At 68.3% G+C, this 14,060-nt stretch carries 8 protein-coding genes; 5 read left to right on the forward strand and 3 right to left on the reverse strand.

Annotated features, from left to right (window positions below; genetic code table 11):
- The first annotated feature begins 51 nt into the window (after positions 1-51).
- The 3 genes from AC5Y39_RS11425 to AC5Y39_RS11435 all read left to right on the forward strand — a co-directional run bounded on the left by AC5Y39_RS11425 (position 52) and on the right by AC5Y39_RS11435 (position 5,507).
- Positions 52-612, forward strand: coding sequence for an LppP/LprE family lipoprotein (locus AC5Y39_RS11425; RefSeq protein WP_500018791.1), 561 nt, complete (start codon positions 52-54; stop codon positions 610-612).
- Positions 613-717: 105 nt separating this feature from the next.
- The gene (locus AC5Y39_RS11430; RefSeq protein WP_500018789.1) at positions 718-4,158 is read left to right on the forward strand and encodes a TM0106 family RecB-like putative nuclease; all 3,441 of its coding nucleotides are present in this window, start codon (positions 718-720) and stop codon (positions 4,156-4,158) included.
- A complete protein-coding gene (locus AC5Y39_RS11435; RefSeq protein ID WP_500048219.1) occupies positions 4,155-5,507 on the forward strand; it encodes an FAD-binding oxidoreductase in 1,353 nt (450 codons plus the stop codon). The genes AC5Y39_RS11430 and AC5Y39_RS11435 overlap by 4 nt, the downstream gene beginning before the upstream one ends.
- Here the strand turns inward: AC5Y39_RS11435 and AC5Y39_RS11440 are convergent.
- Both AC5Y39_RS11440 and AC5Y39_RS11445 read right to left on the reverse strand, forming a co-directional pair.
- Positions 5,504-7,399: an MFS transporter gene (locus AC5Y39_RS11440; protein ID WP_500018856.1), complete on the reverse strand. Its 1,896-nt coding sequence runs from the start codon at positions 7,397-7,399 to the stop codon at positions 5,504-5,506. The genes AC5Y39_RS11435 and AC5Y39_RS11440 overlap by 4 nt on opposite strands.
- Before the next feature lie 206 nt (positions 7,400-7,605).
- The gene (locus AC5Y39_RS11445) at positions 7,606-8,856 is read right to left on the reverse strand and encodes a multidrug effflux MFS transporter (RefSeq protein ID WP_500018785.1); all 1,251 of its coding nucleotides are present in this window, start codon (positions 8,854-8,856) and stop codon (positions 7,606-7,608) included.
- A gap of 80 nt (positions 8,857-8,936) precedes the next feature.
- Between AC5Y39_RS11445 and AC5Y39_RS11450 the strand changes: the two genes are divergently transcribed.
- A complete protein-coding gene (locus AC5Y39_RS11450) occupies positions 8,937-9,689 on the forward strand; it encodes a hypothetical protein (RefSeq protein ID WP_500018783.1) in 753 nt (250 codons plus the stop codon).
- A gap of 245 nt (positions 9,690-9,934) precedes the next feature.
- Positions 9,935-13,579 (forward strand): multifunctional oxoglutarate decarboxylase/oxoglutarate dehydrogenase thiamine pyrophosphate-binding subunit/dihydrolipoyllysine-residue succinyltransferase subunit, encoded by a 3,645-nt coding sequence (locus tag AC5Y39_RS11455; RefSeq protein ID WP_500018854.1) that lies wholly within the window; start codon positions 9,935-9,937, stop codon positions 13,577-13,579.
- Here AC5Y39_RS11455 and AC5Y39_RS11460 read toward each other — a convergent pair.
- Positions 13,576-13,986: a DUF732 domain-containing protein gene (locus tag AC5Y39_RS11460; protein ID WP_499912764.1), complete on the reverse strand. Its 411-nt coding sequence runs from the start codon at positions 13,984-13,986 to the stop codon at positions 13,576-13,578. The two genes, AC5Y39_RS11455 and AC5Y39_RS11460, sit on opposite strands and share 4 nt — an antisense overlap.
- Positions 13,987-14,060 lie beyond the last annotated feature (74 nt).

The following is a 14,060-nucleotide window of genomic DNA, read 5'->3' on the forward strand; positions in this document are numbered from 1 at the left end:
TCGGCCCCGCCTGCGATCAAATCGCGGACCGCGACGGTACGGTGCGCACTTGTGAAAGGGATCGGGATCGTCGTCGCGGTGGCCGCGGCGGTGACGGTGGCGTCGGCCGGTTGCGGCGCCGGGGACTCCACCGTCGCCAAGACCCCGGAGCCGCGTAGCTCTGCGCTGGCGGCTCGGCCCCCGGCACCGGCCGCGCCGCCGCCAGCGACGCCTGCCCCGCCGCCCGCCCCATACGACCCCTGCGCGGTCAACCTGGCGGCACCTGAGATCGCCAAAGCCGTCGCCAGCCTGCCGCCCGACCCGCGCAGTGGCCAGGGCTGGAACCCTGAGCCCGTCGCCGGGAACTACAACGAATGCGCGCAGCTGTCGGTGGTGATCGTGCGGGCCAACACCAACGCCGACAACCCGAACACCCGCGCGGTGATGTTCCACCAGGGCAAGTTCATTCCCTCCGGGGTGCCTGACACGTTCGGCTTCAATGCGATCGACTCGTCGGCGAGTACTGGCGACACCGTCGCGCTGAAGTTCTCCAACGGGATGCCCGGGCTGGACAGCGTGGTGCGATTCCGGTGGAACGGCAACAACGTGGAGCTGGTCGCCAACACGGCGTAAGCATGCGCACGCTGGGGAGCCGCGAGTGTGCACCGGGGTACGGCGAACGCGGCGTGTCGGTGTACAGACATGCACGCTCGCGGCGAAGAAACCTACAGTGGCAGCGTGTTCGTCGACAACGGCCGGGTGTATTACAGCGCCTCGGACCTGGCCGCCGCCGCCAGGTGTGAGTATGCGCTGTTGCGCGAGTTCGACCACAAGCTCGGCCGCGGACCCGCCCCCGAGACCGACGACGACGAACTCCTCAGGCGCACCGCCGAATTGGGCGGTGCGCACGAGCGCCGCATCCTCGACGAGTACGTCGCCCGCTACGGAGACGGGGTGGTCACCATCGGCCGGCCCGCGTACAGCGTGGCGTCGTTCGAGGCAGCGGCGCGCGCGACGCTCGAGGCGCTGGCCCGCCAACCCGCGGTGGTGTATCAGGCGGCCCTGATCGACGGCAGGTTCGTCGGATTCGCCGACTTCCTGGTCCGGGAGGACGCCAGCGGCGCGTATCAGATTCGCGACACCAAACTGGCGCGGCACGCCAAAGTCGAAGCGCTGCTGCAGATCGCGGGCTACGCCGAAGCGCTGCGCGCGATGGGCGCCGCGGTGAGCCCCACCGCCGGTCTGATCCTCGGCGACCAGTCCGTGGCGGAATACCCGGTGCACGAGCTCGTAGAGGTGTATCGGCGGCAGCGGGCCGCGCTCGAGGACCTGCTCGACCGCCACCTCGCGTCGGGACAGCCGGTCAGGTGGGGCGACCCGCAACTGCGTGCCTGCATGCGCTGCGCGGCCTGCGAACCGAACCTGCGGGCATCCGACGATCTGCTGCTGGTCGCCGGCATGCGGGTCAGCCAGCGGGCCAAACTGCTCGGCGCGGGCATCAGCACCGTCGCCGAACTCGCCCACCACACCGGCCCGGTGGACGGAATGACTGCAGCCACGCTTGCCACGCTGACCGCCCAGGCGCGCATACAGGTGCGCCAGTCGCAGTCCGGTGTCGCCGAGTACGAAGTCGTCGACCCCGACCCGCTGGGCGCGCTGCCCCCGATCGACGACGGCGACCTGTTCTTCGACTTCGAAGGCGATCCGCTGTGGACCAGCAATGGCGTCGACTGGGGTCTGGAGTACCTGTTCGGGGTGCTCGAGCGCGACGGCACCTTCCACCCTTTGTGGGCGCACGATCGACCCGGCGAACGCGAAGCGCTGGCCGAGTTCCTGGCGATGGTCCGCAAGCGCCGCAAGCGCTACCCGAACATGCACATCTACCACTACGCCGCGTACGAGAAGACCGCGTTGCTGCGGCTGGCCGCGCGCCACGGCGTCGGCGAAGACGAGGTCGACGAGCTGCTGCGCAGCGAGGTGCTGGTGAACCTGTATCCCATCGTGCGCAAGGCCATCCTCGTCGGCGCGGAATCCTACGGGCTCAAGGCGCTCGAGCCGCTGTACATGGGTGAGCAGCTGCGCGGCGGAGACGTCACCACCGCCACCGACTCGATCGCCCAGTACGCCCGCTACTGCGCGCTGCGCGACGCCGGCCGCGACGACGAGGCCGCAAGCGTGCTCAAGGAGATCGAGGACTACAACCACTACGACTGCACGTCGACGCGCAAGCTGCGCGACTGGCTGGTGCTGCGGGCGTTCGAGAACGGGGTCACCCATCTGACCCGGCCGGCGCCGCCGGGCGAAACCGTACCCGCTGCCGATGACATCGCTTGTGTGCTGAGCGATTTCGCGGGAGACGCAGCAGACCGCGATCGCCGCTCACCCGACCAGATGGCGGCTGCATTGATCGGCGGTGCCCGCGGCTACTTCCAACGGGAGCGAAAGCCCTTCTGGTGGAGTCACTTCGACCGGCTCACCGGGCCGGTCGAGGAGTGGGCCGACACCTCGGGGGTGTTCCGCGTCGAGGACGCGCGCGTGGAGGCCGACTGGCATCTGCCGCCGCGCAAACGCAAACCGCGGCGACATGTCCGGCTGTACGGCAGCCTCTGCGGCGGGCAGCTCGACCGTAACGTGTGCGTGCTCTACGACCGCCCGGCGCCACCGGGCCTCGACGACGCCCACCCCGACCGGCGCGCGGCAGGCAAGGCGACGGTGCTCGAAAGTGTCGACGCCGCAGCCGGTTTGCCCGTCGAGGTGCTGATCTGTGAACTGCAGCCCGACGCGGGTCCGTTCGACAACCTCCCGATGGCGTTGACGCCGGGATTTCCGGTGTCCACAGACAACATGGAGCAGGTGATCGAGACCGTTGCGGCAGGGGCCGCCGAATCGGTGCGCACCTGCTCGCGGTTGCCGCGTGGCGCGGTGATCGACATCTTGCGCCGCCATCCGCCGACGCTGGCCGGCGGCGGGCCCCTCCCCCGGCTCGGCGACCACATCGAGTCGATCACGGCGGCGCTGCTGGCGTTGAGCGACTCGTACGTCGCAGTGCACGGTCCCCCGGGCACCGGCAAGACGTACACGGCCGCACGTGTGATCGCCAGGTTGGTCAACGAGCACAACTGGCGCATCGGAGTGGTCGCGCAGTCGCATGCGGTGGTCGAAAACCTGCTCGACGAGATCGTAGGCGCGGGTGTCGATCCGTCGCTGGTGGGAAAGAAATCCGGTGCCGATCACGCCAAACATCCTGCGTGGCAGGTGGTTCCGGAGAACAAGTACGCCGAGTTCATCGCCGGCCACGCCGGCTGCGTCATCGGCGGCACGGCGTGGGATTTCGCCAACGCGGCCCGGGTTCCACCGCGCAGCCTCGACGTGTTGACCATCGACGAGGCCGGCCAGTTCTCGCTGGCCAGCACCATCGCAGTCTCCCTGGCCGCGAAAAACCTGCTGCTGTTGGGCGATCCGCAGCAGTTGCCGGAAGTCAGCCAGGGCACCCACCCCGAACCGGTGGACCGATCGGCGCTGGGCTGGCTGGTCGACGACCGCGATGTGTTACCCGACGAGTTCGGGTATTTCCTCGAACGTAGCTACCGCATGCATCCTGCTGTCTGCCAAGCGGTTTCGGCGCTGTCGTATGAGAATCGGCTGCAGCCCGACGACATCGCCGCGCATCGCGAGCTGGCCGGTCATGCGCCGGGTGTGCACACCGTGTTCGTGGACCACCGCGACAACGACACCGCGAGCGACGAAGAGGCCGCGGCAATCGTCGAGCAGATCCACGCGCTGATCGGCACGCCGTGGACCGACGAGTACGGCACGCGCCCGCTGACACAGGACGACGTGCTTGTGGTGGCGCCCTACAACGCCCAGGTGCTGTGCATCCGGTCGCACTTGCGCGCGGCGAAGCTCGACGACGTGCGGGTGGGCACCGTCGACAAGTTCCAGGGCCGGCAGGCGCCGGTGGTGTTCTTGTCGATGGCCTCGTCGACCATCGACGACATTCCGCGAGGCATGGGTTTTCTGCTGAACCGCAACAGGCTCAACGTCGCGATCAGCCGGGCCAAGTATCGGGCCGTGATCGTGCGCTCGCCGTCGCTGACCGAGTATCTGCCGGCCAGCCCCGACGACTTGGTGGCCCTCGGCGGGTTTCTCACCTTGTCGCCGGGCGAGACGCTGCAATGACTTTGGCGCAGCGGCTGGCAGGCGTCGTCGGCGGCAGCTACCTGAGCACCGACCCTGACGTGCTCGCGGCGCGCAGCCTCGACCACACCGGGCGCTACCGCGGGCGGGCGGCGGCGCTAGTGCGGCCGGGGTCCGCCGACGAGATCGCGGCAGTGCTGGCCGAATGCCGCGACGCCGGCGCGCACGTCACGATCCAGGGCGGGCGGACGTCGTTGGTGGCCGGCACCGTGCCCGAACACGACGACGTGTTGCTGTCCACGGAACGGCTCACCGCAGTCGGCGAGGTCGACTCCGGCGAGCGCCGGCTGCGGCTGGGTGCTGGCGTCACGCTGGCGGCGGCGCAGCGCGCCGCCGCTGGAGCCGGGCTGGTGTTCGGGGTGGACCTCGCCGCCCGCGATTCCGCGACCGTCGGGGGCATGGCATCGACGAACGCAGGCGGGCTGCGCACCGTGCGGTACGGCAACATGGGCGAGCAGGTGGTCGGACTGGAGGTGGTGCTGCCCGACGGCTCGATCATGCGGCGGCACAGCGCTGTTCGTCGCGACAACACCGGCTACGACTTGGCTGCGCTGTTCGTCGGCGCCGAGGGCACCCTGGGGGTGATCACCGAGCTCGACGTGCGGTTGCACCCCACGCCCGCGCACCGGGTCACCGCGGTCGCGGGGTTTGCAGACCTGTCCGCGGTGACCGCAGCCGGTCAAGTCCTTCGCGATCTCGACGGCATCGCGGCGCTGGAATTGATCGACGCGCGGGCGCTCGAGCTCACCGCACGGCATCTGGACGTCGCGTCACCGGTGGCGGCCCCCTGGCTGCTGCTGATCGAGATGGCCGGCGACCGGGATCAGTCGGACCGACTGGCCGATGCGCTGAACGATGCGCCGCTGTGCGCGGAGCCGGCCGTCGGCGTGGATGCCGTTGCGCAGCAGCGGCTGTGGCGGCTGCGCGAGGCGATCGCCGACATCCTCGGCATCTTCGGGCCGCCGCTGAAGTTCGACGTCTCGCTGCCGCTGCCGGCGATCGCGACCTTCGCCGAGCAGTCGTCCGCCCTGATCGCCGAGCATGCACCCGATGCGATCCCCGTGCTGTTCGGCCACATCGCCGAGGGCAACCTGCATCTGAACGTGTTGCGCTGCAACATAACTGGTGAGCGTAAACAGGCGCTGTACGCGGCGATGATGACGCTGATCGCCGGCTGCGGCGGCAACGTCAGCTCTGAGCACGGCGTCGGCAGCCTCAAGCGCGACTACGTCGGGATGTCGCGCGAACCGGCGGATATCGCCGCCATGCGGACGATCAAGACCGCCCTCGACCCCACCGGCTACCTGAACGCCGCGGTGCTGTTCGCCTAGTCGCCGGCACGAGTCGCGTGCCTGCCGTAACTGTCGGCGTCCGGATCGAACCACGTGAACGTCGGCCCACTGTCGTCGGCGGCGTGCCTGCCTGGCCGCCGCCGCTGCTCGGGCACGTCCGGCAGTCCGTTACCGTGAGGCACCCGAAAGCCGTTGTGCGCGAAGCCGATCGGCTCGCTCACCGAACGCAGCCAGCGCTCCGGTGGCTCGTGGTACAGCGTCTGGTACGGGTTGTCGGCCCCCAGCTCGACCGGCTCGCTGCCCGCCGCCTCGGCAGCGACGGCCAGCGGTTCGGTGTCGGAGTCGTCGGCGTCCGGCGAAGGAATCGGTTGTGGCCCACTGTCGGGCTCCGGTGGCGCGAGGATGTATTCCGGGTAATCGTCGTCGTCGCCGAAGTAGCCGCCGGTGTCGCCAGCGCGCGCAGGGATCATTGGCATCGCGTCGGTGCGGGGCTCGGAATCGTCCGATGGTTGCCACTCAACGGCTTTCGCGACAGCAGGTGTTCGGCCACCGATGAGGAACAGTGCCGCGATCACCCCGAACAGCGCCACGAAGGCCGGCAACAGCGTCGACGTGGACATCGCGTTGGAGAACGGCTGGTGCAAGAACCCGGGCAGCTGGCTCACCGCCCCCTCGCCGCCACGCGGAGTACCCGCCGGCATCGGCGGCAGTTCTTCGTTGATCCGCCAGGTCATCATCGCGGCCATGCTCGCGCTGCCCAGTACCGAACCCACCTGCCGGGTCGCGTTGTAGACGCCCGACCCCGCGCCGGCCAAATCCGGCGGCAGGTTACGGGTTGCGGTGGCGGCCAACGGCGACCACACGAACGCCATGCCGACGCCCATTGCGGCGAACGGCAACACCAGCCGCCAGATCGGCGTCGTCGGCGTCATCTCCGCCGACAGCCACGTCAGCGCGATCGCCAGCATCGAGAAACCGAACCCGACGACCGGGCGAGGATGAGACCGGTCGACGATGCGCCCGACGATCGGCGCGAGCAGCCCGGTGCACACCGCCATCGGCACGGTCACCAACGCCGACCGGGTAGGCGACAAGCCGCAGACGCCCTGCAGATAGAACATCAGCGGCAGCACCATTCCCACGGCGATGAAGCCCATGACCGCGACCCCGACATTCGACAGCGAGAAGTCGCGATCGCGGAACACCCGCAGCGGGATCAGCGGCTCGTTCTTGTTCACCCACTGCCACCAGACGAACAGTCCCATCACCGCGATGCCGCCGGCGATGGTCGCCCAGATCCACAGCGCCCAGTCGTGCGACTGGCCCTCTTGCAGGCCGAACACGATCAAGAACATCGCCGCGCCCGACAGCAGCACGCCCGGAACGTCGAAGCGGTGAGGTTGCGTCGGCAACACCGGGATCAGCCACACCGCCAGCGCCAGGCCGAGCACCCCGATCGGCACGTTGACGAAGAAGATCCACTGCCAGCCCAGGCTGTCGACCAAGGTGCCGCCGGCCAGCGGGCCGACCAGCGTGGCGACCCCTGCGGTGGCACCCCAGACGCTCATCGCGACGCCGCGGCGTTCCGGCGGGAAGATGCGGGTGATCGTCGACAACGTCTGGGGGGTGAGCAGCGCGGCGCCGAGGCCCTGCACCACCCGCGCGGCGATCAGCATCTCGATCGAACCGGCCAGCCCGCACCACAGCGACGAGGCGGTGAAGATCGCCAGGCCGGCCAGGTACAGGTTCTTGGGGCCGAACCGGTCACCGAGCCGGCCGGCCACCAATAGCGGCACCGCGTACGCCAGCAGGTAAGCGCTGGTCACCCAGATCACCGCGTCGTAATCGGTGTTGAGCTTCTCCATGATGCGCGGGTTGGCGACGGCGACGATCGTCGAGTCGACCAGGATCATGAAGAAGCCGACCATCATGGCCCACAGCGCACGCCACGGTTGGATGTCGCGCTCCTGTGGCCGGATGTCGCGCTCCCCGCGCTCCCAGCGCTCAGCGGCGGTCACGTCGTCACCGGCACCGAGGTGCCCCACAACGTCACATGACCGGCCATGCGCAGATCATTCCCTATTCCGGCGCGAAGTACTCCGCCGGAGTAACCGCGTGCGACGGTGCCCAGCGGCCGCTAGGCCGAGGCGTTCTCGGTGCTGCGGATCACGGTGACCAACGCGACCAGCGCCACCACCACGCCTGCCGTCATCACTGCCGCCAACGCGCGCTCGTCGTTGCCCAGCAGTCCCACCACCGGCGCGACGGCTGCGCCGATGCCGAACTGTGCGGCGCCCAACATCGCGGCCGCGGTTCCCGCCGCCTCATGGTGGCGGGACAGGGCCAACGCCGGCGCATTGGGAATCACCAGGCCCATCGAGCCAAGGATCAGCCACACCGGGACCAGGAAGGCGACCAGCCCGCCGACGCGAGACAGCGCCAGCGCGACGAACGCGGCGCCGACGACCACGCCGAAGCCCAACGCGAACACGACGATGCGCTGCGGCGAAAACCGTTTCAGCAGAACGACATTGATCTGCGATGCGGTGATGAACGAGATCGCTCCGGCACCGAACACGACCGCGAACACCTGCTGGGTCAGCCCATAGCCACCCTGCAGCACGAAGGAGGCCCCCGAGATGTAGGCGAACAACCCCGACATCGCCAGCGCGGCGACCAGCACCAGCGCCACGAACCGCAGGTCACGCAACAACGCAAGGTACGTGGCGCCGACCGCACCCAGCCGCAACGGCCGGCGACGCTCGACCGGGAGCGTTTCGGGCAACGCCAGCGCGGCCACCACAAGCAGGCCACCCGCCAGCACCACGAGCACCGCGAACACCCAGTGCCACGACGCATGCAGCAGCACCGCCGCCCCCAGTGACGGCGCGACGACTGGCGCCACACCGAGCACCAGCATCAGCCGCGACAACACCGTGGCGGCGGCCGAGTCGTCGAACAGGTCACCGACCACGGCGATCGCGACCACCATCGCCGCCGACGCGCCCACGCCTTGGAGCACTCTGGCGCTGCCCAGCACCACGATGTCGGGGGCGGCCAGGCAGACCAGCGACGCGATCATGTGCAGCACGATCCCGGCCATCAGCGGCCGGCGCCTGCCCAGCGAGTCCGACAAGGGTCCGACGATCAGCTGGCCCAGCGCCAGCCCGGCCAGCGTCCCCGTCAACGTCAACTGCGTCACCGACGAGGACACCGCCAACTCTTCGGTGATCCTCGGCAGCGCCGGCAGATAGAGGTCGAGCGTCAACGGACCCAGCGCGACCAGGGCACCGAGCACGACGATCATCCGGGTGCGGCTCGCAGTTACAGGACGTCCTGTCGTCAGCTCGCCCTCGCTCGTCACACCCACAGCCCGCGATGTTGCCATGACCCAGACCAGCACCGCACGCCGGTATTTTCTTCCCACCCGCCGGTAGCCTGGAAAGACGCGATCCGCCAGGAGGCCTCATGAACGCCGCACGCCAGCGCCCTCCAGCGCAACTGAACTCCGCCACCGACGACAACGCCGGGGCGGGCGCCAAAGCGCTGTCATACATCCTCGAGCGCGGGGCGCGCGTTCAGGCGCCGGCGGTCACGGCGTACGTGCAGCGGCTGCGACGACAGCATCCCGATGCCTCACCGGCCGAGATCGTCACCAAGCTCGAGAAGCGCTATCTGGCCGCGGCCATGGCCAGCGGTGCGGCGGTGGGCTCGGCGGCCGCCCTCCCCGGCATCGGCACGGTGGCTGCGCTGTCCGCGGTGGCCGGCGAGACCGTGCTGTTCCTGGAAACCACCGCGCTTTTCGTGCTGGCCGTCGCCGAAGTGCACGGCATCCCGGCCGATCAGCGTGAGCACCGGCGAGCGTTGGTGCTGGCCGTGCTGGTCGGTGAGGACAGTAAGCGCGCGGTGCGCGACCTGGTCGGTCCGGGCCGCACCAACGGCGGCTGGCTCGCCGAGGGCACCGCGTCGCTGCCGTTGCCGGTGGTGTCGCAACTCAACAATCGGCTGCTGCGCTACTTCGTGAAGCGCTACACCCTCAAGCGGGGTGTGATGGCCGTCGGCAAGATGTTGCCGATGGGCATCGGCGCCGCGATCGGCGGCGGCGGTAACCGGATGATGGCCAAGAAGATCATTGCCAACGCGCGCAAGGCTTTTGGGCCTGCACCGGCCCGCTGGCCCGTAGCGCTGCACGTGCTGCCGTCGGCCACCGCGTCGTCGTAGGCCGCGCACCTCTCCCAGAACGGGCGTACTGTTAGAAACGGCGACGCCGGGAATACCGCGCACGTGGTCGCTGCGAAGACCAACGGGTTAGCCTTTACCGAGGCGGAAACAGCAGTGTCCGTCGCCAGTAGCAGAGGTGGGCAGGCGCCCTCCAGGACGCTTCCCGGACAGAGGAATCGAGGCGAGCAGCCGCTGTGAGCAGTTCACCTTCGCCATTCGGTCAGAACGAGTGGCTCGTCGAAGAGATGTACCGCAAGTTCCGCGACGACCCCTCGTCGGTTGACCCGAGTTGGCACGATTTCCTGGTCGACTACTCACCCGAACCGACGGGCAACGGTCAGCAGACCGACAGCGCGCCGCAGAAGCAGCAGCAGTCCGCCGAGAAGCCGGCAGCCGACGGCCAGGCTAAGACCGTATCCGCCGAACCGAAAGACGCTGAACCCAAGAGCAAGCCGGAGCCGAAGAAGGAGTCCAAGCCGGCCAAGGCGCCCGCAGTCAGCGTGGCGCCCGACGACGAGGTGCAGGTGATCCGTGGCGCCGCGGCGGCGGTGGCCAAGAACATGGCGGCGTCGCTGGACGTGCCGACCGCCACCAGCGTGCGAGCGGTCCCGGCCAAGCTGATGATCGACAACCGGATCGTCATCAACAACCACCTCAAGCGCACGCGCGGCGGCAAGATCTCGTTCACCCATGTCCTCGGGTTCGCGATCGTGGCTGCGGTCAAGAAGTTCCCGAACATGAACCGGCACTACGCCGAGGTGGACGGCAAGCCGACTGTGATCACGCCGGCCCACACCAATCTGGGCCTCGCGATCGACCTGCAAGGCAAAGACGGCAGCCGCCAGTTGGTGGTCGCCGGGATCAAGAAGGCCGAGACCATGCGGTTCGGCCAGTTCATCGCCGCCTATGAGGACATCGTCCGGCGGGCCCGCGACGGCAAGCTCACCGCCGAGGACTTCAGCGGGGTGACGATCTCGCTGACCAACCCCGGCACCATCGGCACCGTGCATTCCGTGCCGCGGCTGATGCGCGGGCAAGGTGCCATCATCGGCGTCGGCGCCATGGAGTACCCCGCCGAGTTCCAGGGCGCCAGCGAAGAACGCATCGCCGACCTGGGCGTCGGCAAGCTGGTGACGCTGACGTCGACCTACGACCACCGCATCATCCAGGGCGCGGAATCCGGCGACTTCCTGCGCACGGTGCACCAGCTGCTGCTCTCCGACGACTTCTGGGACGACATCTTCCACGAGCTGGGCATCCCCTACGAGCCGGTCCGCTGGCGTACCGACAACCCCGACTCGATCCAAGACAAGAACGCTCGCGTCATCGAACTGATCGCGGCGTACCGCAACCGCGGCCATCTGATGGCCGACATCGACCCGCTGCGCCTGGACAAGACCCGGTTCCGCAGCCATCCCGACCTCGACATCGCGACCCACGGGCTGACGCTGTGGGACCTCGACCGCGTGTTCAAGGTGGGCGGGTTCGGCGGCGCGGAATACAAGAAGCTGCGCGACGTGCTCGGCCTGCTGCGCGACGCGTACTGCCGCCACATCGGCGTCGAGTACACCCACATCCTCGAGCCCGAGCAGCAGAAGTGGCTGCAGGAGCGCATCGAGGTCAAGCACGAGAAACCCACCGTCGCCCAGCAGAAGTACATCCTGAGCAAGCTCAACGCCGCCGAGGCGTTCGAGACCTTCCTGCAGACGAAATACGTTGGGCAGAAACGGTTTTCGCTCGAGGGCGCCGAGACCGTCATCCCGGCGATGGATGCGGTGATCGACCAGTCCGCCGAGCACGGGCTCGACGAAGTGGTGATCGGCATGCCCCACCGCGGCCGGCTCAACGTGCTGGCCAACATCGTCGGCAAGCCGTACAGCCAGATCTTCTCCGAGTTCGAAGGCAACCTGAACCCGTCGCAGGCGCACGGCTCCGGCGACGTGAAATATCACCTCGGCGCCGAAGGCAAGTTCATCCAGATGTTCGGCGACAACGACATCAAGGTGTCGCTGACCGCCAACCCCTCGCACCTGGAAGCCGTCGACCCGGTGCTCGAGGGCCTGGTGCGGGCCAAACAGGATCTGCTGGACAAAGGTGACGGCGACGACGGGTTCACCGTGCTGCCGCTGATGCTGCACGGCGATGCCGCGTTCGCCGGGCAGGGCGTGGTGGCCGAGACGCTGAACCTGGCGCTGCTGCGCGGCTATCGCACCGGCGGCACGATCCACATCGTCGTCAACAACCAAATCGGTTTCACCACATCGCCTTCCGACGCGAAGTCGTCTGAGTACTGCACCGACGTGGCGAAGATGATCGGCGCGCCGATCTTCCACGTCAACGGCGACGACCCGGAAGCCTGCGTGTGGGTGGCGCGGCTGGCGGTCGACTTCCGGCAGAAGTTCAAAAAAGACGTCGTCATCGACATGATCTGCTACCGCCGCCGCGGGCACAACGAGGGCGACGACCCGTCGATGACGCAGCCGGCGATGTACGACGTGATCGACACCAAGCGCGGCGTCCGCAAGACCTACACCGAGGCGCTGATCGGTCGCGGCGACATCTCGATCAAAGAGGCCGAGGACGCGCTGCGTGACTACCAGGGCCAGCTGGAACAGGTCTTCAACGAAGTGCGCGAACTCGAGAAACACGAGATCGAGCCGAGCGAGTCGGTGGAAGCCGAACAGCAGCTGCCGCGCGGGCTGGCCACGGCCGTCGAGAAGTCACTGCTGGCCCGCATCGGCGACGCGCACCTGTCCTTCCCCGACGGGTTCACCGTTCACCCGCGCGTGAAGCCCGGCCTGGAGAAGCGCCGCGAGATGGCCTACAACGGCAAGATCGACTGGGCGTTCGCCGAGCTGCTCGCGCTTGGTTCGCTGGTGGCCGAGGGCCGCACCGTGCGGCTGACGGGCCAGGACAGCCGCCGCGGTACGTTCAGCCAGCGTCACTCGGTGATCATCGACCGCAAGACCGGCAAAGAGTTCACACCTCTTCAGCTGCTGGCCGCCGACGAGGACGGCAACCCCACGGGCGGCAAGTTCATGGTGTACGACTCTCCGCTGTCGGAGTTCGCGGCCGTCGGCTTCGAATACGGCTACTCGCTGGGCAACCCGGACGCGCTGGTGCTGTGGGAGGCGCAGTTCGGCGACTTCATCAACGGCGCCCAGTCGATCATCGACGAGTTCATCAGCTCCGGCGAGGCCAAGTGGGGCCAGACGTCCGACGTGGTGCTGCTGCTGCCGCACGGCCACGAGGGGCAAGGGCCCGACCACACCTCCGGGCGCATCGAGCGGTTCCTTCAGGTGTGCGCGGAGGGCTCGATGACGGTCGCGCAGCCGTCGACGCCCGCGAACTACTTCCACCTGCTGCGCCGGCATGCACTCGACGGCATCCACCGGCCGCTGATCGTGTTCACGCCGAAGTCGATGCTGCGCAACAAGGCCGCGGTCAGCGAGCTGCGTGAGTTCACCGAGATGAAGTTCCGCTCGGTGCTCGAGGAACCGATGTACGACGTGGGCGACGGCGACCGCAGCAAGGTCAAGAGGATGCTTCTGGTCAGCGGCAAGCTGTACTACGAGCTGGCGCAGCGCAAAGCCAAGGAGAAGCGCGAGGACGTGGGGATCGTGCGCGTCGAGCAGCTGTACCCGATCCCGCGCTACCGGCTGCCGAACACGCTCGAGCAATACCCGAACGTCGAGGAATACTTCTGGGTGCAGGAGGAGCCGGCGAACCAGGGTGCCTGGCCGACCTTCGGTTTGACGTTGCCCGAGCTGGTGCCCGAACTGCAAGGGATCAAACGGATTTCGCGACGGGCCATGTCCGCGCCGTCATCGGGTTCGGCGAAAGTGCACGCGGTCGAGCAGCAGGAGATTCTCGACGAGGCGTTCGCCTAGCGGGCGAGAATGCTGTTGAGGCTGTTGAGGGCCGGCAGGGTGTCGATGCCCGGCAGGCCGTCGATCTGCCCGTTGCCGATCCGCGCGATCGCTCCCGGGCACCACAGCGAGATCGCGATCCCGGTGAACATGGTGGCGGGCCCCATCGACATGCCACCCGCGTCGGCGACCTTGGACGCGACGTCCGCCGTGTTCTGGCCACTTTCGGCCAGCATGGGGCAGACCTGCTGACCCAGCTGCGCCGCGTATGCCGGGTCGACGTTGCCCAGGCCGGCGTCTGCGAGGTTCCTGATGAACGCGTCGCTGTCGGGGTCGGCCTGCGCCGGGGCGGCCACCCCGGTCGCCGCGGCCGCGAGTCCGCCGGAAACAATCAGCGACCCGACGGCCGCAGCAAAAGTGCGCTTCATGATTGGGGCATCGTAACCGGACGGGTGGGCGTTACCGAATTGCCCGACCGTCCACGCACCTGGCGAGCGTGCGT

It is taken from the genome of Mycobacterium sp. NGS39, assembly GCF_059812765.1.